This is a genomic window from Paenibacillus baekrokdamisoli (assembly GCF_003945345.1).
Classification (GTDB): Bacteria; Bacillota; Bacilli; order Paenibacillales; family Paenibacillaceae; genus Paenibacillus_Z; species Paenibacillus_Z baekrokdamisoli.
On record NZ_AP019308.1, the window covers coordinates 5,122,938 to 5,146,503 of the forward strand.

At 43.1% G+C, this 23,566-nt stretch carries 15 protein-coding genes and 1 pseudogene; 2 read left to right on the top strand and 14 right to left on the bottom strand.

The window, feature by feature from the left end; all coding sequences use genetic code 11:
* Positions 1-30: 30 nt before the first annotated feature.
* From abc-f to EKN16_RS22530, 4 genes are all read right to left on the bottom strand, one after another.
* Positions 31-1,791 carry a ribosomal protection-like ABC-F family protein gene (abc-f, locus tag EKN16_RS22515; RefSeq protein WP_125662480.1) on the bottom strand — a complete coding sequence of 587 codons (1,761 nt, stop codon included), beginning with the start codon at positions 1,789-1,791 and terminating at the stop codon, positions 31-33.
* Positions 1,792-2,268: 477 nt separating this feature from the next.
* A complete protein-coding gene (locus EKN16_RS22520; protein ID WP_232015940.1) occupies positions 2,269-3,276 on the bottom strand; it encodes an alpha/beta fold hydrolase in 1,008 nt (335 codons plus the stop codon).
* A 236-nt stretch (positions 3,277-3,512) separates the two neighbouring features.
* On the bottom strand, positions 3,513-3,749 hold the full coding sequence (locus tag EKN16_RS22525) for a hypothetical protein (RefSeq protein WP_125662487.1): 237 nt from the start codon (positions 3,747-3,749) through the stop codon (positions 3,513-3,515).
* Between the two features lie 3 nt (positions 3,750-3,752).
* On the bottom strand, positions 3,753-4,073 hold the full coding sequence (locus tag EKN16_RS22530) for a heavy metal-binding domain-containing protein (RefSeq protein ID WP_125662490.1): 321 nt from the start codon (positions 4,071-4,073) through the stop codon (positions 3,753-3,755).
* 340 nt (positions 4,074-4,413) lie between these two features.
* On the opposite strand from EKN16_RS22530, the gene EKN16_RS22535 reads away from it, so the two are divergent.
* Positions 4,414-5,046 carry a hypothetical protein gene (locus tag EKN16_RS22535; protein WP_232015942.1) on the top strand — a complete coding sequence of 211 codons (633 nt, stop codon included), beginning with the start codon at positions 4,414-4,416 and terminating at the stop codon, positions 5,044-5,046.
* Positions 5,047-5,123: 77 nt separating this feature from the next.
* Here EKN16_RS22535 and EKN16_RS22540 read toward each other — a convergent pair.
* From EKN16_RS22540 to EKN16_RS22550, 4 genes and pseudogenes are all read right to left on the bottom strand, one after another.
* Positions 5,124-6,123 (bottom strand): annotated as a pseudogene (locus tag EKN16_RS22540) (ABC transporter substrate-binding protein).
* Positions 6,124-6,218: 95 nt separating this feature from the next.
* Positions 6,219-6,383, bottom strand: coding sequence for a hypothetical protein (locus tag EKN16_RS32425; protein WP_164522948.1), 165 nt, complete (start codon positions 6,381-6,383; stop codon positions 6,219-6,221).
* An 83-nt stretch (positions 6,384-6,466) separates the two neighbouring features.
* Complete coding sequence (locus tag EKN16_RS22545) at positions 6,467-7,495, bottom strand: glycoside hydrolase family protein (protein WP_125662496.1); 1,029 nt, start codon at positions 7,493-7,495, stop codon at positions 6,467-6,469.
* A 285-nt stretch (positions 7,496-7,780) separates the two neighbouring features.
* The gene (locus tag EKN16_RS22550) at positions 7,781-8,224 is read right to left on the bottom strand and encodes an OsmC family protein (RefSeq protein WP_125662500.1); all 444 of its coding nucleotides are present in this window, start codon (positions 8,222-8,224) and stop codon (positions 7,781-7,783) included.
* Positions 8,225-8,395: 171 nt separating this feature from the next.
* Between EKN16_RS22550 and EKN16_RS22555 the strand changes: the two genes are divergently transcribed.
* Complete coding sequence (locus EKN16_RS22555) at positions 8,396-9,382, top strand: phosphotransferase enzyme family protein (RefSeq protein WP_125662503.1); 987 nt, start codon at positions 8,396-8,398, stop codon at positions 9,380-9,382.
* A 27-nt stretch (positions 9,383-9,409) separates the two neighbouring features.
* Here EKN16_RS22555 and EKN16_RS22560 read toward each other — a convergent pair whose 3' ends face one another.
* The 6 genes from EKN16_RS22560 to EKN16_RS22585 form a co-directional block, all read right to left on the bottom strand.
* Positions 9,410-11,467 (bottom strand): stalk domain-containing protein, encoded by a 2,058-nt coding sequence (locus tag EKN16_RS22560; protein WP_125662506.1) that lies wholly within the window; start codon positions 11,465-11,467, stop codon positions 9,410-9,412.
* Positions 11,468-11,743: 276 nt separating this feature from the next.
* Positions 11,744-14,629: an S-layer homology domain-containing protein gene (locus EKN16_RS22565; protein WP_125662508.1), complete on the bottom strand. Its 2,886-nt coding sequence runs from the start codon at positions 14,627-14,629 to the stop codon at positions 11,744-11,746.
* Between the two features lie 467 nt (positions 14,630-15,096).
* Positions 15,097-15,822 carry a YheC/YheD family protein gene (locus EKN16_RS22570; RefSeq protein WP_164522949.1) on the bottom strand — a complete coding sequence of 242 codons (726 nt, stop codon included), beginning with the start codon at positions 15,820-15,822 and terminating at the stop codon, positions 15,097-15,099.
* Between the two features lie 664 nt (positions 15,823-16,486).
* Positions 16,487-17,593, bottom strand: a complete 1,107-nt coding sequence (locus EKN16_RS22575; protein WP_125662515.1) for a serine hydrolase domain-containing protein — start codon at positions 17,591-17,593, stop codon at positions 16,487-16,489.
* A gap of 123 nt (positions 17,594-17,716) precedes the next feature.
* A complete protein-coding gene (locus EKN16_RS22580) occupies positions 17,717-17,893 on the bottom strand; it encodes a ribonuclease E inhibitor RraB (protein ID WP_125662518.1) in 177 nt (58 codons plus the stop codon).
* Between the two features lie 172 nt (positions 17,894-18,065).
* Positions 18,066-23,369 carry an SGBP N-terminal domain-containing protein gene (locus EKN16_RS22585; RefSeq protein ID WP_125662521.1) on the bottom strand — a complete coding sequence of 1,768 codons (5,304 nt, stop codon included), beginning with the start codon at positions 23,367-23,369 and terminating at the stop codon, positions 18,066-18,068.
* Positions 23,370-23,566: the final 197 nt, after the last annotated feature.

The following is a 23,566-nucleotide window of genomic DNA, read 5'->3' on the forward strand; positions in this document are numbered from 1 at the left end:
TCTATTACCCATGCCGGAGGCATGAACGACTTACTGCTTGAATAGCTGCTTCTTCTGCCCCATTAGCAGCTTAAACTCCAGATCTAACACCTCATACTGGGAATCGCCAGGTGAGTACCTGCTTATTTCGCCAATTAAATAGGCCAGACGGTTCTCTATAATCATCTTCTGTTGCTGCTGGTCATGCTGCTGCTCCTTGCTGCCCTTCAGCGCCGCTTTCTTCTGAGCCTCTTTCTCCATAATCTCCTTGAAGCCGCTCTCGACTTTTTGAATCCTATCGTTCGTGAATATGAGCAGCTTGCTGCATATTTTCTCAAGGAAATACCTATCATGCGATACAACCATCAGCGTTCCGCTGTAAGAAGCCAATGTCTTCTCAAGCTGTTCTCGGCTTGCCAGATCCAGATGATTGGTCGGCTCATCAAGAATGAGCAGGTCCTGCTTCTGCAGCATTAATTGAGCAAGCTTCACCCTGGTTCTCTCTCCAAGGCTCAACTGTTTGATCGGCTTCTTCAGCATGGTGTCAGTGAAACCCATATTCGCAAGTAAATTACGAGCCTCAACAAATTGACTTCGAATAACCTGGGTCTCCTGAATAAGATCCAGAACGGTTCGCTCCGCAGCCAAATCCGTGACATCTTGCGTCAAGTAAGAGATCGCAGCAGCAGGACTTACCCACATTTGCCCCGAATCCACAGTCTGCTGTCCCATAATCATCCGTATAAGCGTTGTCTTACCGCAGCCATTAGGTCCAATTAATCCGATTTTCTCCCCCCGCTGAACATAAAAGGAGCTGTCACGGAAAAGCACTCTGTCTCCGTAGGCCTTACTAATCCGCTCGGCTTCTACAATACGCCTACCGCGCTTCTGAGGACGATCCCACTCAAATCGGACCCTTGCTTCTTCTTTGGGCTTCTCTACACCTTCCATTTCAATTTTCTCTAGTCGATGGATGCGAGATTTGATTTGTTTATCCATTGCCTTCGCCTTGCTTCTGTAAAACTCTTTGACGCCCCGCATTTCTGCCATCTTGCCGACCTTTCCGGCTTCACGGTGCGCCTTGTTCGACCAGTTCTTCAGCCGATCGATCTCTGCTTCAATCTTTTGCTCGTATTTCTGCTGCTCCGCATACTGATGGATCTGGCTTTGGTGCCTTCTGGCTTTTTCCTCACGATAGAACGTATAGTTCCCCGGGTAGCTGCTCAAAGCGCCATCATCAAGCTCGATAATTCGTTTCACCGTGTGATCGAGAAAATAACGATCGTGAGAAATAATAATTGTCGTGCCGCTATAGGTGTCTAGTTCCTTAATCAGCCACTCCACACCTTCGATATCCAACTGATTCGTAGGTTCATCTAGGAGGAGAATATCCGGTTTGGATGCCCAGATATGGGCAATCGCTAGCTTCGTTTTCTCCCCACCGCTTAATCCATCCAAACGGTCTGAATTCCATTCCTGAACCTTTTTCAATCCAAGATGACTGGTCAGCTCCAGCAGCTGATCTTTCACCGTTTCTTCGTCACTTGTAGTGACCATACTGGAAAACGCCTGAACCGTGTAGGAGGTGGATTGCAGCAGATAACCAATTCTTAACTGCTGCCGGTGATAGGTAAGACTACCTCCATCAGGCTGCAAGCTGCCAGAAATAATATTAGCAAATGTCGTCTTTCCCGCTCCATTCCTACCTACCAGACCCATTCGTTCTCCACTTGCGATATCCACATCAATATTCTTCAGAACGGATAGATCGCCAAAGCCTTTTGTAAGGCTGCGAGCGCTTATTAATGTCATACAATCACCACTTTGCGTTTATTTTACAAGCTGCAAGGGGGGCGTCGACATTCGAAGACAACAAAAAAACCGCAGGCTTCACCTGCGGCATTGGAATGCGGAAATTAGAAATAATATACCTCTTTAAGTTGCCAAGGGATTGGCAAAGAGGCATGTCATTCGTTGGCCGATAGCTTAATAAGTAGCAGCTAGTGAAAAAGTAAGAACGGCCTACGTGTCCTTGACGGAGTAGAGCGTTCCTTCCCACATCTCAACGAAAAAGGAGTATCCTCCTTTAGACATAATTATCCTATTCCGCTCCGCACGCAGGCAGAGCATCTCTGTCATCATATCGAATTCATGATTGACTCGGAATTAGGACCACATGATGTCTAAATTGGATACCTCCTAGAAATTCACAATTAAGGCCATTATAGCACGAATATGTAATTGTGCAACTGATCCTATATCCGCTTATCCTATATCCGCTGCAGAGGATTAGTGATGCCCCTTCAGAAAAGCAATGATTGCCGGTCCAACTTGCTCCGGCATTTCGGCATGAGGGTAATGACCCGCGCCTTCAACCATGAGTAAATCACCATGCAGATGCTCCTTCAGCCATGCCACCTCTTCCTCAGGCTTCGGGAAGTCTGGATCCTTCGTCCCCATAATGATCAGAGTGGGTGCCTTCACCGAATTGATGCGCGCTTCTGTCGCAGCTTGAGAACCAGCTAGCATCTTCTTCAGAGCAGTGAAGCGCCCTGATTCACGTAAATTAGCCTTAAGCGCACCGATATAAGTTGAGATATCTACAGGAGGCTTGGTTGGATATAGGGTTTTATAGTACATACTCCATACCGACTGCCCCCAAGGCCCGCCAGAACCTAATTTAATTATAAGCTTATCCATAAACGTCGACGGGTGGTCACGAACAAATGCATCGATAAGCACCTGACCCGCGATTAAATTCGGTGCTTCCGCTGCAGCCCAGACAGCTGCGCCTCCGGCCATTGAAGTGCCAATGATATAAGCCGACCCCGCATTCAGCTCAGCAGCGAGTGCAAGGATATCAGATCCGACGGCAGCAGCCGAGTAGTCTGACCAACCCACACTTGATTCCCCATGCCCACGCACATCCATTGTAACAACACGATAACCAGCAGCAGCCAACTGTGGGGTAAGGTAACGATACTCCTGACGCAAATCCCCCATAGAAGGGACACAAATAACAAGGGGACCGGGTGTGCCGCTGTCATCAAAGGCGATCTTACCATCCGGACGCTGCAAGAAGCGCGTTGGCAGCACTTCCTGCCCTTTCAAAGAGACACTATTGGGAAGAATACCAAGTGGTTTAGCCGTCCCATCGAGACGATCGAGCACAAAGGGAAGGAGGATATATAGAAATACGACTAAGAAAAGAAGGAGCGCTACAATAATTCTGAAAGCCTTCCGAGAAACCAAACGTCTCCATATTGAAACCGAATCAGTGAGTCCTGTTCGCTGCATGTTCATACAATCAACCAACCTCTCTCTTACTAAACTTTTACATAACCAATGGTTACTAACCTATGGTTATTTTATAACCATAGGTTCAATATTGTCAATGGTTTCCTTTCTAAAGAAATTATTTACCTGCTTCAATGCATGCTAAGCCTTTGTCCATGGTATACATTCCCCATTGGGGCAATACAAAAAGCCGACAACCTCCTGCAAGGGGGTTATCGGCCTCGAATAATTATTATTTATTTATGGTCATCAATGTTCTGATAATATCGCTCCCCGTTAACCGGGTTAAACCAGACCTGCTGCCGGATCCCAGTCGTTGGATCAATACAAATTTCATCGGTTTTCTGAAAATCGAAGGGTGGTTCAGCTGTAAGCTGCTTAAGGCGACCACGACGATAAATGATTGTGACAATAACCGATACTATTGCGATTAACGGAAAGAGGATGAAGTATATGCCCACGATTACGGACATATCCTACACCTTTTCAACAAAAACTGCTGTCCCGTAAGCAACGATCTCCGACATCGTCTGACCAATTTCACCGGAATCAAAGCGCATCATCACGATTGCATTAGCGCCCATGGCATGAGCATTCTGAGTCATACGATCGATCGCCGTCTTGCGCGCATCCTCAATCATTTCTGTATACTCCTTGATCTCTCCTCCGAATACACTGCGAATAGAAGCTGTAATATTACCTCCGAGTCCGCGGCTTCTGACCACAACTCCAAATGCGTGCCCCAACACGCGATCAATGCGATATCCCGAAATATTCTCAGTCGTAACAACCAACATAGTAATCCCTCCTAGACATTTATTGATTAAAATATAACATAGTTATCCTTGAAAGGCTTCCTCTTCTTACTAATCTTCTCAGCTATACGTGCATGCCAGTAAGGCCCAGCTTCTGCTTGTGTCAAACGCCCACCCCCATAATTCCAGTAAGGACCACAACTCTACCTTGTCTAGCGGGCATGTATCATGCTATATTTAACTTGAATTTTTTGGAAATATTGTATGCCATTAAACAAGAAAGTGTCCATCGGATTGGAGAAAATATATACGTTTTGTCTGGAATGCGGGCATGTACTATTGTAAAAAAAACATAACGGAGTGATTTCTTTTGCCTTGGCCGATGGTGCATTTTGCAATAGTAGAACGACTTTATAAGCATGAGCCTTCCCCTGAATTTATACTTGGGAGCCTTGCTCCCGATGCCATACACGTGCGAGAACAGGCAACAAGGGAAGATAAGAATAGAACCCATTTAGGTAACGCGGATGGTTCGATGCCCACCCTACTTACGTTCAGCAATTTTTGTGCAGCAAACCTGAATCAATCAGATGAGAAGGGCTGGAAGGAATTTGTCTTAGGGTATATCACCCATGTATACACTGATTTAAGATGGACCGAAACGGTATGGGAAGATTACACGAGGAAAATAAAACAGTCGATTGCTAGCCATGAACCTATAAAAGACAGATATAATCTCGAGGTATGCCAGATTGATTGTGACCTTTATAAAAAGGAAGAATGGACGGGGAAAATACTTTCTTTATTAAATGAATCTAGAGCGTATTCAATTGCAGATTTGCTTGATGATAACGAAATCAGTCTGTATAGAGATAGAACGATTCAATGGTTAAGAGATGACAACAATAATCCTCACATTCAACCTCTATACATAACAGTGGAATCCGTAACCGCATTTATAATTAGAACAACAGAGGAATTAGATCCGCTCATTAAAGAATGGGAGCATGTTTAGAATATCTAATCACTATAAACAACAGCAAAGGCCTGGAATCCTCGTAGTAGAGGGTTCTAGGCCTTTCACTCGACAATTTACTTCTTATTCTCTTCGCTTCGCTTGATTAGCATGTCAACGAACAAATCGATTTGTGACGTAATAGCAATCGGATCATAACGATAGAAGGTGTCAAAATCATTAAAAAAGACGTTGTTGTTTTTAACGGTTTTTACATTTTTCCAGATTCCAGACTCTTTCAGTTGTTTGAGCTTGTCACCCTTTTTCTCTGGATCGTAAGTTGTCAGGAACATATAATCGGCAGCGTAATCAGGCAATAACTCTAGCGATATCTCTAGCGATATCTGGGTTGTTTGATTTGTTGTCTTTAACTTATCAGGCATTTTCAGCTTTAATGCGTTATAGAGCGCTTGTCCACCCCGACCAGCATTGTCTCCGAAGATCCACAGTTCACCTTTGTCAGTAAGCTCATAAATACCAACAGTAGCGTTCTCGTCAATTATACCCTTTAGCTTCTCTCGACCTTCAAGAGCCTTCTTATCGAAATTCGCTAGAAACTCCTCCGCCTTATCCTTCGCTCCTACTATGTCTCCGAACAATCTCACGGTTTCATAAATATTAGTGGCTGTTCCGTAGGGGATCAAAAGAGTGGGAGCAATTTTGGACAAAGCATCATAGTTCGTATCGTACATGACGATTATCAAATCAGGCTTTAGAGCCAACGCTTTCTCGGGATCAACGGATGCTCCCACATCCTTCGCACCTTTAAGCAAATCCTTGATGAATGGATTGTCGAAGGCAGTCGGTTCAACACCCACTACAATCTGTAACTATTCTAAGCGGCTTGACTGGAATTTCAACGGTTCCCTTGTCAGTCTTATAACTGCGGAATTGCTGGGCGAAGGCTTCAGTATCTGTTGCTGCTGCATCTTTCGCTGGTGTTTGTTGATTTGCTTCTCCTGATTTCTCAGGTGCTTTATTGGTAGTTGCGGTATTAGATGCACCGCATCCAGTCACAATTACAGCTAGTACAATCATAAGAGCAACTACAATAAAGCTTGATTTTCTCTTAAACATGGTATCTTCATTAACTCCTCTATTAAATAAAATTTATTGATATTTATATTGATATTGATAATCATTATCAATAATATAATATAAGATTCTCACTGTCAACCGTCCTGAGGAACTTTGTGGGAAAGCGTGAGCGCCACCGGCTGCTGGAACAAGACTATAAACTGATAGCCGCTGAACTGCTTGTTCACTGCCTCATACACGAGGTTCTTCCACTCAGGGCCATTAACAACGCGCTTCCAGTGGAACCTACTCTGGAACAAAAGTAAACCCCCACCCTGAACCCAAGGTGGAGGCTATATGATGCATCACTTACTCATAAAAGCTGAAGAAGGAACTCAGAACGTTATTTGATAGCAAGAGGAATCACCATATTCCAAGTATGGTCGAATTCCCATGCTTTTTCTCCGGTGCCGGTAGCAGCAAACAAATGCGTGGGCTCGCCATCCTGAATTAATAAAAAGGGTCTTTCCAGATTGCACATTTCTTTCATGGTGCCGTCATCCCATTTGACGGTTCGAGAATAGGCTTTTGGATCCGGATGTATCGTCCAATTAAGGCAATCTGGGCTTGTTGCATATACACCAGCTCCCCATTCACCCGTCAATCCAGCACAATCATTTTTATAATCATCCTTAATTAACAGATGGAACTGTGAACCGTCATGCCATAAATAGGGGTCCTCGACATGCATGTCCGGGTCGGCAAAGTTCAGTATTGGCTCATCGGACAATCGGCGAAACGGTCCAGCCGGATTGTCAGCCACTGCAACCCCTAATTGCAGCGTTGAACCGGCATATTCCCTCGATTTGTATATCATGTAGGTTGTACCATCGGCTAAGATGGCAACCGTAGGATTCGTCGTCACTGTACAGTCCCATTTCCCGATACGAGGTTCCAGTAAAGGAGTATCTATACGCTCCCATGGGCCAAAGATGGATTTGGATGTCGCCAGGCCGATCCGCTTGTTATTCCATACCTCTGTCCCGCGCTCAGGGGAGACCGAATCTCCCGGCCCAGGAATCGGACCTCCGAAGGTCGTGCCCATATAATATAGATAATACATGCCATTCCAGTGTCGGACATGGGGGTTATGCTGATTCATGCCGTCAAAGTAAGTACGTTCCCGCCGTCCCAGCACCACCTCTTCAAATTGATAAGGACCCTCGGGCGTTGTGCTGGAAGCTCTGACAATCTCGCAATTAAACAACCAATTCAAGCCAAAGCCTAATTCCTTTTTCCAACGCGAGGCAAATAAATGGTAGCGTCCATCTTCTCCTCGAACGCATGATCCGCACCAAATATAATGATCTTCTTCATAGTACCCACCCTTAACGGGAGCTGGTAGCAGGCGGTCATATATTGGATTACTCATCTGATTGATCCACTCCTATGGTATAGTGTTATCCTCCGGTACTACTGAGCATGATGCCCGCCATACTCTAGTTCTGCAAGCGGATACATAAATCCTCTGTTTAGTTGACTAACACTTCCACTAGAACTAGAATAATTAGAACTAGAATGGTTACAACATTGCAGCAAATCGTGTCCGAATTACATCAGAAGAAACAATCTCGTTCTTCTGAAAGTTGAACAGCAAAGAGGCCACATGAGATGCGACCTCTTTGTGTTTTAGCATATGGAGGAATAGAATTAGAATTTAATTCTCGATAATGATACGATCTAATTTAACATTAACCGGGTTTGCAATTGTATCTCCCACCGGGCATTTGCTCTCCAAGAATCGTACAAATTCTTCAACCTTCTCTTTCGGTGAGTCGGTTTTGATTATGAACGTATACCGGATATCGGAGTAACCAGGACGGACATCGGATTTGTTGAAAAATCCATCAAGGTCAAGATCGCCTTCAACCTCAACGCGGAAATCGTCAAGTTTTACCTCAAACTTAGGTGCATAGACTCTGGCAACAATCGACTGACATGCGCCTAATGAAGCAAGTAGAACTTCGACCGGATTCATCCCAGTATCCGTTCCACCCAAACTCTTTGGCTCATCAATAATTAACTCAAATTGTCTGGAGTTAGTGATAACTTTAACTCCATCTTGTAAATGTGCAGTCGCTTTGAAGGTTTGAACAGCCATTGTTTAGTCTCCTTAAATCATATTTGTACGTTCACTATGTTCAATCTTTAAAACAAACTTAACAAGTAGGAATAATGTAAATTATACTATTGGAGATGAATGCCTGTCAATAAAAACCAAGTGAACAAAGGAAATCCAGCCCTTAGTTAATCTTAAGAATGGAGGAGAAGAATGGACAGTACTGTTAAAGCTGCTTTTAATGATGATATCGTTAAAGAAGCCTGTCGAAAATTCAGAGTAAAACAAGAAGAACTGCAATTCATCGGTGGCTTTCAAAACTTTGTTTATGAATATAAGAGGAATAATAAAGCATATATTCTACGATTCACCCACAGTTCCCTACGTACAACTGAAAGAGTAGAAGGCGAGCTAGAATGGATTCTTTACTTGTCAGACCATGGCGTAGCAGTTTCAAGACCGATCTATTCTGCCCAAAGCTGTCTGCTCGAGATTGTTCATTGCGGCAGCTCATTTTTCATTGTTACCTCATTTGAGAAAGCCCCCGGGATCCGATCGAATTATCCCGAGTGCTTGCATGACGTGGATCTGTTTGAGAACTGCGGCAGGCTTACCGGTCAAATACATAAACTTACTAAGGCTTATAAACCTGTTCATAGAAGGCATGAATGGAATCAAAACTACTATTTATTAAACGCAGCTCATTTCATCCCGCCTGCACAGACTTTGGTCATGGGAAGCTATAAAGGCCTTATCAAAAGTATAGAGAATCTCCCTCGAGACAATGAATCATACGGCCTCATTCATGGTGATATCAATGTTGGCAACTTTATGGTGAACGATGGTGCTATAACTTTGTTTGATTTTGATGAGGGTCAATATAGTTGGTATGTTGAGGATCTTGCCATTCAGCTCTATTACATGGTCTACGTGTATGGTGATGATAGTATCGAAGAGCGTAAACAGCAATGTCAGCTTTTTATGGAGCATTTCATGAGGGGATACATGAAGGAAAACACGATCTCGAATGATTGGTTGAAACGAATCCCTCTCTTCCTAAGACTTCGGGAGATTATTGTTTATACTGGCATGTACCGCAGTCTAGATATGTCCAACCTTGATGAATGGACACAGGATTTTTTAACTCAAAGTAAGGTGAGGATTGAGAATGGTATTTCCGTAATTGAGGGCTATTTTTAAGCTGCAATGATCGTGAAAAAATGTTCTTCACTCTATCTCTCTTAATTGATAATAAAGAAGACCATCACCATTACCTACCCATTCTGCGTTTTCAGGGATCGTCTGCTTTGTTCGGCTTCCATCCTTTAAATTAACAGTGAAATACTCATGATTATTCGTTATCCAATTATACTTATCCATCCATACTTTATCCGGCGACAGAGCCACTGCCATATATACAGAGCCTTCATGCCCCATAAGTTTGATCCGCTTGCCTGTATGCACGTTCAATAGCTCGAAGCTATTTACGTGACGATCCTTAGGACCGTCGTTCGGATAGACAAGCAACCATCCGTATCCTATAACGGAATCCATATTCAGTTGCTGTAAATCCAGCTTCGTTTGAAGACCCGTTTTTATATCCAATAGATACCCGTTGTTGTTGGTACCGCTATTAGACTGAACAAGCAAAGTATCCGCATCGATGAAGGAGACATGTGTTTGATCAAATAATGCTATCGGCAATTCCGTTTGTTTACCCATTGTATCGTTTGAGAGATCCACTGCCATGACTTTTTTCGAATTCTCTTCAGTAATAGCAATAATAGCCTGACTTTTGTATGGGTTAACCAAAAAGAGTGATAAATGTTGTTGATCATGCTGAGGACTCCAAATTACTTGATCCAAATGATGTTTCAAGTCAAAAGCATGCAGTTTATTGTTACTATAATCCATATACAGGAGAGATGAAGTGTCTGCCAACCAACCAAATTCCATATAAGATAATTCGGTTGCATGGCCCTGTCGATCAACAAGCGTGAGAATACTAGTACTCTCCTCATCATACACCTCTTCTTTCCCAATAAAATAATTGCCATCTGGGGAAGGTATTAAGCTCGAATATTCAGCCATGCTTGTGAATAACGGTTTGAACTGACCGGTTCTGGAATCAAAAATGTCGTATTGGGCAGCCTCATCCTTAACATGAACGATCAAATAATTCCACCAATTGCTAATATGACGGCCATTACGATCGATATTCGTTAGATCGATCTTGTAATCTTCTTGTGCCTTTACACGAATTTGAAGCTCCTTATCGCTCTTCCATTCCACGTAATGCGGATTCTTTCCTAATTGGTCATGTAAAACCTTTTCTACTTTTCCTCGATTGACTGAATCGGAAAAAACAATTGAATATTGCTGCACTTTTCCTTTCAGAGCTTTACGGTCCAAATCACTATTATGAAAATAAATCGGCACCGAAGGATCAGTCGCAGAATTGAGATCATAAGTGAATATGTCGGCGTACCGGAGTGTAAATTCCTTGGTTAACCCTTCTGCTTGAAGTCGAATAACTAAATCCTCGCGCGGTGCGTTTTGCAAAGTGAAATGAATATAATTTCCACTCTCATAAACTTCCAACTTAGCAGCTACTGGTTGGCGCGATGCAGAGGTCAGGACGGTGGAGTGACGAATAAGGTCAGTATATTCAGCGTATTTGAATGCAGGCATATTTATCAGAAATGTAACCTGGTCTTCCCCGCTGCTAAAGAAAAGATATTCATTCGGTGCATATTGATGCGAATCATTGAATTCTTTAAACACCTGCTGTTCTTTGGCTTCTTGAATCTCAACCGTCGTCATCTCCGGTACACTTAATGCTTCGATAAGCCGCGTACGGTGAAGCGTTACCGTTTGCTTGTTTTGATTCCAACTTCCCAGCCAAGGTGTCAGCTCATTAAAATAATGAAGCGAGATATACAGTCTATTATTCTTTATGAGGGAACGACCATAATCCCCTTCATAGTTTACAGTAGAAATCGAATAGGACTCCATCCCGATTTGGGGTTTTTTATCCTTCTCGAATAACAGAATTTTATCTTCACTCCAAATGACTTTGTAACCCATGTAGCTAAACACAGCTCTGGCGGGCAAGTAAACATCGCCGTAATCGACAATCGGCCTTGGCTGCATATTAATTGGAAGCCCATCCTCGAATAGCTGTACTGTCGGGTTTGCAGCCTCTTTACTGAATGCCGTACCTGGAAAACTTGCTGCTCCTATTAAAATCAAAAGAGCAAGAACGAGCCTCAGCGGTCTATACATATGTTATCCCCAATACTGTATAATTTTTCTATCATTATAGCAGCTGTGAAATTTTTCTGTTCGTTTTTTTCAATACGATCTCTCCACCCGGCGAGTCATACATCTTTGAGCTATAATTCTGCCGCCACGCGATTTGGGAGTAGAAGCCTCGAAATAGCGCCCAGACTGCTGAATGAACTGACGCAAATAAAGAAGCGGCACCCGCACATTATGTGGGAAATGCCGCTTCTCTTTTCTACCTTCCTCGCCTAGCCCTTGTTTGTCTTAGCTGTCTTATTAATTGAGGAACTTCATAAGACTGAGAAGATTGTAAATCATTGTTGCAGTTTCTGCACGTGTAGCAAAACCTTGCGGATCTAAGTTCCCTTGGGTATTGCCGTTAATAATTTTAAGTTCAACAAGTGCTGCAACAGAAGATTTAGCATATTCAGAAATAGAAGTACGATCACGGAATTTATCAAGAACGGATAGGCTCGGTTTCACATCTTTATTCAGATAAGTAAGCACACGGCCGAGAATAATAGCTTCTTCTTCACGGGTGATTTTTTGGTCAGCTTTAAAGCTACCGTCTACGTAACCGCTGATAAATCCACGGGAAGACATTGCACCTACAACACCAGCATACCATGCCTCTTTGCTAACATCTGAGAACTTTATTGCGCTAGAATCAGCATTCAAGCCCAGACCCTTCGCAATTATAAAGGCAAATTCTGCACGAGTTACATCACCATTTGGCTTGAACGTACCATCTTCATATCCATTGATAATCTTTTTGTTAGCCAAAATCTTGATTTTGTCTTTTGCCCAAGAGGTGCCAATGTCAGAAAGTGTGCTAGTGTGCTCAATGATTGTATAAGTGGAGTTGTGATCTGCTTTAAGAGTTGCTACCGACTTACCATCAATTGTAGTGAAAATAGTAGGTACAGGTGTTACAGAACCATCCGAATTAATGACGACGCCTACGGCATTCGTCGAATCTACGGATTTATTCAAATTAAATGAACGGTTGATATAAGTTCCTCGGAAATCATTGAAATCATAGGTCTTATTCGGAGTTACAACTGAAATAGAAAAGCTTACGACAGAAGCAACAAGGGTGCCACCCGCATTCGTAATCTGTTCCTGCACAGTAGCTGAAGGTACGATTTCAATGGATATTTGAAGTTCTGCATCCTTAGCGACTGCATCCGAAAGTCCAAGAGCTTTCACTATAGCAGATGTATCAGCCAATGCAGCAGGGATCTCATAGGTTACACCATTGCTTTGAATCACTACTTTCGACTGTACATCTTTCTGTTTCAAATCAGCAAGAAGTCCAGGTGTCAAAGAAACAACAGATTTACCCTTCGTATTTGCTACAGGAATAATAACAGCTTTGGCATCGGTACTATTCATTTGTTTAAGGAGATCCGCTTGTTTAACTTTAGTTATGGTATCTCCTGTGCTATTGGTAGAAGTTTCTACAGGAGCTACTATAAAGCTAGTGCCTAGTGATTCAATTAACGATTTTGTTGCACTTGTCATTTCAAAAGCGGGAGTCGGTGGTGTGTAAACTGGAATAACTGTGGGCTCTATGCCCTTAACAGTCAAAGTAAATGCAGCTGTATCCTTTTCTACACCCTTCGTAACAGTAGCTGTCAAAGTAACAACTGCATCTGCACCTGTAGGTCTATTAACCACTCCCGCATTTGAAATGACTGTAGGATTATTCGAAGACCAGGTAACGGCTGAACCGTGTGCACCGTTAGTGTCCAGAGTCAGATTACCCGTTACGTGACTAACGGAGTCACCCGCTGCATACCCCACTACGATATGGCTTTTAGCGTATGTAACAGCTTCAAGGTCAGTCTCGGCCTTTGGCAAAATTTTAATATGAAAAGATTTCGTGTCAACAGCAGCACCTTTCGTAAGAGTGGCTGTCAAAACAACATCGGCCGGACCATCAGCAAAATTAGGACGTGTCACCTTGCCATCAGTACCAAGATACGTTGTGTTAGAAGAGCCCCATTTAATCGATACATCATTAGGAGTACCGGGAGGAAGCTGTAGATCTTGCGTCACCGAAGATTCTGAGTCGCCGCTAGCATAGGTTGGATAGAGCGCTGCTTTTTCTGTGTTTATACGTTCTGAATCAATACCGATTACAGAAACAGTAAACGATACTTCTTTGGATTTTCCGTTTTTGGTAACCGTAGCTGTCAAAGTGACAGGCGTAGTGGCTGATTGTCTGATAACAGTTCCAGCAGGAGTAGTAATGCCATCAGTAGTAGTAATAGTAGTAGTAATAATAGCTGGATTACTTGAAGACCAAGAAATGATGGTTCCATTTATTTCATCCAACAGTCGGAGTAATATGCGCCCTTTAACATAACCTTCTGATTCATCTGTATCATATATGGGAGTCAAGCCTGCTGCTGTATTAGCTACGGCTTCGGAATCTGTTATAACCACAGTAGGCTTAGTTCCAATTACAGTAACAGCAAACGTTTGCGTACCTGAAGCTGAACCCTTGGTAATCGTAGCTGTGAGAGTTACGATCGTGTTATTGGTCGGTCTTTTGACTATACCATTATTTTCAATAAAGTCAGTATTATCAGAAGACCAAGAAATCGAGGTTCCATTTACATCGGAAACTGGAAGTCTCATGTTGCCGGTTACCCACCCTAAACTATCATCTGCATCGTATAAGGGAGCTAAAATTTCTTTGGTTTCTGCAACGCTTTCAGCATCAGTAGCTGTACCATTGTACTGCGCTTTGGCAAAAAAGCCGGCTGCGTCTGAACCAGAGATGGTGATAAGACTGTGCTTCCCAATTACACTGGACGTAAGTCTAAACGTATTTGTAGAAGATATCTCGGTGGCAGTTATTTCGTTACCTGTATCTGCAAGCAGTGAAGCATTTATTGTATCCACAACTTCCTGGATACTATTCAGGCTCTTATCCAGAGTAATGGTTGCCGTATGTCCGGATCCATCACCGATAGTAAACGTTTTGGCATTGCCCCCCGAATAATCGAAATTTGAAATGGGCTGACTTATTGCCTCTGCTGCAGTACCATCCACCGCAATTGCAAAGACCATTCCGCTAAAACTGGAGAATATTAATGTTAGTGCGATCAAACTGGACAAAGCTCTTAAAGCTCTTCTTCGTATTGCACTCATGTTGGTAGCTCCTCGTATAAGTTGATATGAAAAGGATTAGAGAGATTCCCTTTTCTACTTATTCAAGTATAGCATGCTGCATTTTAATATTTCATTCACTTTATTACAAATATTTACGATTATTTTGCCTTACCGCAAGATAGAAAGTGATGATACCCCATGTATCATAAAAAGAGCCACTGCCAGCAATACTGGGCGGCTCTCTTGTTGACTTTACTTTGATTCAACGGTGAACTTGCTCTTCATTCTCAATACGCCGATCCCTTTACAACGAAACTTTTTAACTTACGACTCCATACCGATTTCCGTCAGGGTCTATTAGTGAAAATCCTCGTATGCCATCAAAATCATTAACATTCCCGGTATTGGCTCCATTTTGCTTTAGCATTCGGTGCACGTTTCCACATCTTTTGTGTCGAAGTTAAAATACTGCTCTGGCTATCGGAATCCCTTTGGAAAGATATTTATCATTCGGGTGTTACCCTTATATACGACATGATAGTGCGATACATCGACTGATCCTCCAAAAACCGGAATGGGAGAATCATCGGTTTATAGTTTGCTTCAATGATCCAGATTGCTCTACTGCTATCTATGCCGAAATCAAAACCTACTTTTGTAAGCGTGGGATTCCCTCGACTTAATCGTTCGACCGCTCTTATTGCGACCTCTTCGATTTCGGCGAGTAAATTCTCGGAGGGAATCTCAGATTGCTTAAGCGCTGTTGAGACAGGCAGGATACGGCTAGATACATTCGTAATAAAATAACCCTTCGTCGCCACCTTAGCATATGTTCCCGTAACTTGCCACGCCGAATCTTGTTTGCGTTGCACCATAACACGAATGTCGAATGGATGGCCGTCGATTTGAGCCAATCGTATTCGGCGTTGGACCACGTATTTACGTTGGCCAGTTTCCTTCTTTATGCGAGCGTAGAGTTGCTTTCGGCCTTGCACGGTTACTATTCGCTTTTTGACATGGATGTCAAACCGACTTTTTCCTTTATCCGATAATAAAATCACACCTCTACCGAAGCTTCCATTGCAAGGTTTAAGCACCACATCTTTATATTTTAGCTGTAACATTCTTAACGTTTCATTGTTTAGCATCTGAGTCTCGGGCAGATATTCGGCTAGTTGAATCGAGTCTTTCAGCGTTTGATATTGTCTCCACTTGTCTCTCTTTGCCGCCAATTGCAAATTCCTCCTACAAGCGGATTAAGACCCCCTTTATCTGACATTAACTCTGACACATATAAATCGTGCTTCTGCTCCCCCCACAACATTAGCAGTCACGGTTGTGTTCCCACAGCAGATACCTGAGATGGAGATGGATCTTTTCGTAGATTGACACCTTGCAATTCTTTCATCATCCGAAAAGCATATGCGTACAACTTCTCCCTGGGTTAAACCAAGATCGTTTGCGGATAAATTTCGAGTGGAATTAACCCGAACTTCAATGTTGATTTCTGAGCTGCACATTATCCCCATATATTGGCCTCCTACACCATAGTCACTACCTAAATTAGCTAGTACTTATTTATATTCCTTTAAGTTAAGGGTTGACCAAGTCAAGAGTCATAGAGATAAAGCCCCTTTATTGCCCGGAGGTTCCAAGCAAGTCGAGGCACATAAATAATTGCTTCGACTCGGATAGTTATAGACGATATAAAGACTTATCTTCATATTTTTGATGGGTTAGGTAGAGGATGTAAGCAAGTAACAGCTGTTTCGAATGAAGACGGGGATTTGATTGTCGGAGAATGGTTCAATGGAAGAATGGGTACTCTTCGCGGCGATCGGATTTAAAAGAATCGACTTTAGATACTAAACATGGTTAGAGGTTCCTCGATAATCTTTATGCATTATCGAGAAACCCTGGCCATTTGTATTGTGTACAGTATGCCTGAATGACCTCACCAACCAAAGCCTCTTCTTGTGGTTTACCCGGTTCAGAATTGGTCATCACTACAATACCACTTTGTAGGCGAGGGTATGCAGCCAGCATACACTGAAAACCAACTCCCCATCCTTTGGAGACCAGATAGGGTTCTCCATCATCAGCTTTTGGGAGAAAGACTCCCAGGCCTACTGTTTTATTGCACCCATAGCCTGTAAGCATCATCCGGGCTATATCTGGCTGCAGAATAGAAGTAGTATCGCCATTCCAAGCTTTAATGACCTCATTCGTTAGTATTGCTAGTTCTGTCGGTGTAGACCATAAACCGGCCCCGGACAAATTGGGATAATGAGCTCGCTTCCCTTCTACAATACGACCTAATTTATTATGCCCTGCCACAGCTCCCTCTCTTGCCTTGAAATCAGTCTCTCCTGCCCCATATTGAATAGAGCCATCCCAGAAAAATGTTCGACTTAAACCTAAGGGTGCCATGACAAGTCGTTCCATAACAGTGGCAAAAGACTCTCCCGTTACATCCTCAATAAGCTGCTCTACAACACTATAGCCAGCATCTGAGTATGAAAATTGACTCTCCGGTACGCATGTAACTTGAATAGGCTGCGAGATGTACCTAGTTTGTCCGGAAAGTAACTCTTTTGGAGTTGGGAATGAGTCCTGCTTTTGATAGACGTCAAAACTGCCCTTGGGATCAACGAAGCCTGCCTGATGTGCCAACAAACTGCGCAGTGTCACCTTCTTTAACTCTGTGTATGGATTGTCTGGAATACGCCATGAGACTAAATAGCGGTTGACATCCTCATCTAGGTCTAGTACACCTTCTTGAACTAGACGAAGTATGCCAATAGCAGTGATCATTTTGCTTATTGAGCATGCATGGAAGAGACTATCCGCTGAAACTTTCTGTTCCGTTTCAGCTTCCATTACCCCGTAACCCTCACGGTATTCCATTTGACCCTGATGGAACACAGCAATTCCGATTCCAGGAACTGAATAATGACGCATCCTTACTTCGAGTTCGAACGGCAGTCTTGTTTCTTTCTTCATTAAGAAGCTCCTTTACTTACAAAGCAAATATGGAACATGTGTTCTTAATTTAGTATAGCAAAACAAAACAATAAAATAAAAGATTGAAATTCCAAAAGATCTGGCACCTATCATGCCCCCATATTAATTGGAGTTGTCTCCTCTTTTTACGATTGGAGTTTCCCAGCCATCATAGTTCCCACCGACTTTCATAGCTGTCCTAATCAAATCGGTTGTTACTTTATAGATCGTATCGAGATCAACGGCACTGAACTTAGAAATAGATAATTGATACGGATATTCTGTTTCCTCTTCATTCATGCATTCCTCTACAATTTTGAGATATGCGCTATAGGAAACAAAAGAAAGAAGACCACCGAATGATCGGCAATCTTCTCTTGAGACTCTGAAAAAATTAATTCATCGATTTAGTCAAAGTGATGGACCAGTCTGAACTTTTGAAGTTTACATCCCTTCTAAACTGCAAATATACCTATTTACTAATAAAGCTTAACTGCTGCAGCATTCGTTTCAAGGCAACAACAGCATTTGCTCTTGTGACAGGTAATGCAGGCTCGAACTTTCCATCCATCCCGCTTTCCATTATCCCGCGCTCGAGCATGTCCTTGATATCTTCTGCTGCCCATTTTGGTATTGATGTCGAATCCTTTAATGTATCGGTGTTGATCGCCTTTTTATCCGTATTTTCCAAATTCCCATTCTCTCTTACATATTTTATAGCTCTACCAATCATAACCGCCATCTCTTGGCGGGTAATGATTCCGTCAGGAGCAAATCTACCCTTGGGGTCTCCAGTAATCAAACCAGTTTGAGCGGCTACACTAACGGTACGGGCATACCATGCCTTTTGTTCCACGTCTATGAAACGTAAGGAACTGGTTTGTGGGATCGCTAAGCCGAGTGACCGTACTAATAAAGCAGCAAATTCTGCTCGAGTAACCTTCTTATCCGGATTAAATTCGGTGTCGGTAATGCCAAGAACAATCTTTTTGGATGCCATGATCTCGATATCGTTCTTCGCCCAATGTCCATCCATATCCTTGAAGGATTTGAAAGAACTCGCAACGGTATAAATGCTGTTATGCGGGGCCTTGATATCAAGAATCGTTTTTTCCCCTTCCTTGCGTACGAACGCAGGGACGAAACCAGAAGTCTTCGTTTCTGCATCATAGACAAGAGCTGTGATATGACTAGCGTCGTCCTTTGTATTCAAAGTAAACGATCGGGTAACATAGATTCCATTAAAATCGGTCATTTCCTTGGAGATCCCTTGCTTATCCAATGTGATCGCAAAGTTGATAGAATCTGTCAATGCTTTGAACCCCTCTACCACCAACTGTTTCCGGATTAAGTCACTTAAGGATGAGTCTATTTTCTCTATTACTAGTTTTATCCGAATAGAGTCTAGATTGACATCACTTCCCCATGCTTTTATCAGGTTGTCCCCGTTTAAGGCTTGTACCGGCAATTCATAGGTAATATCACTAGACTGAACCACAATAATCGCCTTTGAAGCTATTTTATTGGCTTGAATAAAAGTGCTTGCTGGCAATTCAACAGTCAGGCTATGGTCAAGCCCCCCAACTGGAATAATTATCTTCGGAACAACAGTCCCTCCATGTTCTTTCTCGTACAGATTCACGCCTTTCTGTGCATCCAGGAACGCTTGCTGTAATTTATCTGGATCGGGCTTGAAAAAGATCTCCGTATTCCCTTTTGAATCTACTCCTTTTGTCACAGATAAATCATTCGGGTCTAGCGTAACTGTAGGTTCGATAGTAGGCGTAGGTGTAACGACAACCATACCGCCTCCGCCGCCTCCGCCAGGGATGAATCCACCTCCACCGCCAGTAGAACCTCCACCTCCGTTAGAACCGCCGCCTGTCGTAATAGGACAAGCGTTTATCGTCACGTTTGCCGCTGCCGCAGCCACTGCCGGCTGCTCTGCTATTGATTGACTTCTTGCAATAGTCGGGGAGCTCTGCTTAAGCGAATATGTCACTATGGTTGTACCACCATTTTCGCGATAAGCAACTAGTAATTCGTCTGACTTATACCCCGGTAAAATATTAAAAGCTGTATAAGGCATAGCAATCTGCTTTTCAAGTGCAAAAGTTGCATAGTTATAGATTCTAAGCGTTTGTCCACTCAGCGTATAAAACTTCGTCAAATCATCGGAGAACACAATACTGTTAAATGCTTCAATGGTGCGTACATATATCATATCGTTTGCTTTAACAGGTGCACTTGTGAATATAGTACCCGCCCCGTTAAAGAGATACTTATTATCCGGTGATATTTGCAAGAATGTCGACATTGGATAATCCCCATGATAGGGGGAGTCGTATCCTCCGATGATCGATTTGGGGTCTGTGAATTGGCCCGAGCTATTCAAGTTATATGCACTAATGTCCCTCGGTGAACTATCAGTATCAATAGAATATATCCGATTTGGGCTGCTATATTGTAAATAAGATCTCTGACGGATAGTTACATTATCAATCAGAGATTTGGTTATAGAAGAGAAGGAAGTGAAATTCGTCCATTGGCCGGAACCCGATGAAACGTATATAATCCCGTTTGCATCTACGACGATATCAAATGGATCAATCGGAACGTTAAATTGATCCATCTTCTGTAGTGTCTCTTCGTTTAGGATCGCGATACTTCCTGTTTGGTCTTTCTTCCACCAGTCATAGCTGTGAGGTTGATCGACTAACGCCACATATAGCTTCCCTCCGGATACATAAACCCTTTCCGGTTGGCGATCAAGTGTAATGGTTTTCGTAGCACCCGTTTCAATATTCGCCGCGACGACCTCATAGCTATTTCCGAAAATCGCATAGATAACCGGTTTTGTCGGGTGCTTTATTATTTGCTTGGTGCTGTTATTAATCTGTACCCAGCCTGCTCCAGCTGATGGCTTGGAACTATTCGTTCTATTAATGACTTCCAGCTTACTGAAAGAAGGAATGATGTTCCCACTTAAATCGGTGACCTCACCAACATAGGGGGAGGGAACATAGGAGACATTGACCCTATCTGCCTGAGAAACTTCTTTACTCAATGTCAATAAAACCCTTCGACCAACAGAGGTTATACTATCTACCTGTACAACCGCATTGTTGACTTCAACTTTAAAAGTGGAGATAGATGCACCATATGCACCTTGAATATATTCATTAAAGGTTAACGCCAATTGCTTTCCCTTAATCCTCGCGGTGCTTATTACAGGCTGTACGGTATCATCCGTCAAGAAATAGCCCATCGTTGAATCCGGTCGAATTCCATAGCCGTTGGTACCTTTTAAGTTAGTTACCGTTAGTTTGTAACCATTTTGGGATACAAGAGCCGAAGTCGTTAGATAGACGATATTCGACTTCTGGCAATCCACCTCAACCTTCGTAATCTGTGGATTCGAGTAGCTGGAAATCAAGGATTCCAGCTTGTAATTGGCAGCATTCCCAAGTGTTGAAAAATCCATCGGATGATCAAATACGACCGCGACCACCGTACTCTGAAGGGATACAGCACCTAGAACCTTAGGACTTGAGGAATCCTTAACGGCTGTGACTATCCACTGTTGAGTTGTGCCGTTCTCTGCAGTAACCGTATACGTAACCGGTTGACTCAGATTAGCGGTTGCGCCGCTGGCAGGAGAAACGGTAGCACCTTTCGATAGCTCGATAGAGGGCTGAACGGACGTGACATCATCCGCAGCTTCAACGTAAAGTGTCACCTTATGCTGAATAGAATCAATGATAGCCGGGCCCGTCAGTACGTCGGCGTTAAAACCAACAATATCATTTAGGGACTCTGGGTCAGCTATCTTACCTTGAACCGTCCACGTTTGTGGCTGTCCATTCTGAGAAGTAATAGTGTACGTAACCGGCGATGCGAAATTCTGAGGAACACTCGTCCCAGGACTTATTGTCGCGCCGGGTGAAATCCCAATGTGAGGGATTAATTCATTTAATTTTGTTCCATACTTTACCTTAAAAGTAACCGTATGTGCCAAAACATTAATATCAGGCTTTCCTTCCATCCCTGAAACGCTTAAGGAGACGATATTATTCTCATTATTCGTATAAGGCAGCCCAACTGTAGCCCATGAGTCTTTGACAACCGCAATAATCGCATTCTTCTGCTCATCGGGAAGAACTAAATCACCTGCCGCTAATACAAAGGAATCCCTTGCCGCTTCAAATCCGGATGTAGGAGTTAGGTAGGAAGTCAAAGCACCATAAGTAATTTGTCCAAGCAACGCACGCCCTTGTCCCTGTAATGCAGGCAATGCATCGATACCCTTTGCAATTAAATAAGCAGCATGATTTGGAATTCCGCTATTCAAATGAACGCCGCCATTGTCATGTTCGGCATCCTCAGCAAGATTCACATAGCCTGACATCGAGGATGGCTGCGACGGCATTCCCCGATCGGGTCTCTCCAAATCGCGAAGCACGCCATTGCCGCCCGCAATTCCTGTATCTTCACCGATTGCCCAATCCTGCGAGTCGAATACAGCTGCCATAATGTCGGAGATGGATTCATTCAGCGCACCGGATTGGCCGGAATACTCAAGGTTGGCCGAGTACTCCGTTACCGCATGCGTCAATTCATGCGCAATTACGTCGTTCGCGCAAGTTAAACACTCAAACTGCTGTTTTCCGTCCCCGTAAACGATCTCATGCCCGTCCCAGAATGCGTTGTCGATCGCACCTGCATTTACGACAGAGATAATCGACATTCCCTTGCCATCCAAACTGTTCCGGTTATAACGCTCAGCATAGAAATCGTATACTTGGCCGGCGAAATAATGAGCATCGACAGCTTCAGAATCGGCAAAGGTTGTCGTCGAAGAGCCGATTGGGAAGAACGGATTCTCATCGTCGTAAGTTTCGATTACACCTGTTTCCGAGCCGTTCTCAATGCGATACATCGGCTTTGTTTTATCCGTTAGATAGAACATATCTTGATTTTTCGTGATATTGATAATCCTAGGGGTACCGTAATATCCACTGCCCGTACCAGTCGCACTTCCTGCCGAAGCAGCCTGCTCCATACGGCTAAATTTTTTGAGAACGGCCCCAGTATGGGCGTCAACAAATCCGATCCAACGGTCTAAAGTCGGTTGAATATACTCCAAATCTATGCGGTATGCGAGATAATAGTTTCCGTTGAAAGGGTAAACCATTAACTCTGTTTTGGGCTTTTCTAGTTCTCGAGATGCGAATTGTCCGCCAAGTGTAATTGAGTACCCGGCCTCCTTTTCGACATCCAGCTGAAATGTGCTCGCTGCTTGGGCAGCATCAATCGTTGGCTGAATATCAATTGAAATGCCATCAAGCTCTGTTGAAGAGTCATTCGTAATTGCGTACATCTGCATATTCGTACCTACGTGTGCAGTTATATACTTCCCGTATACGGGTAATCCTTGATATTGTTGCTGCAGTAAATAATGTTGTTTGCCCAGATCATCACTCGTTTTCTTTACAAGCTTGAGCTTGTTTTGTGTTGGAACAAGGCCATGAGCTTGGCGGTTTGAAGAAAAATAGTTAATAACATCCGAATCCGACTGTATCGGACCGGAAAGCTTCCCCTGCAGCATGCGTGGAGCTTCTACAGAATTCAGCAAATCTTCCGCTACTAATGTGTTATTAATTGAACTGCTTAAATTGTTGAATTCTGAAGCTGATACCGGTGCTACTAAACTGGATAACATAATTATTGTTGCCAAAATTAATGAAAAATACGACTTCAGACGTGTCGATGGCACCCTAGCTTCCCCCTTAAAATATAAAATAAATAATATATTGGAAAAAATTCCCCACCTCTCAATATAGTATATTCCCTTTCCTATGACAATGAATTTTCAATAGATTAATAATTAGCTGCTGATTATTTGTGGGTAAAACATAAAGACCAAAAAAATCCATCAAAACCACATTTTTTGTGGCTTTGATGGATTTGTAA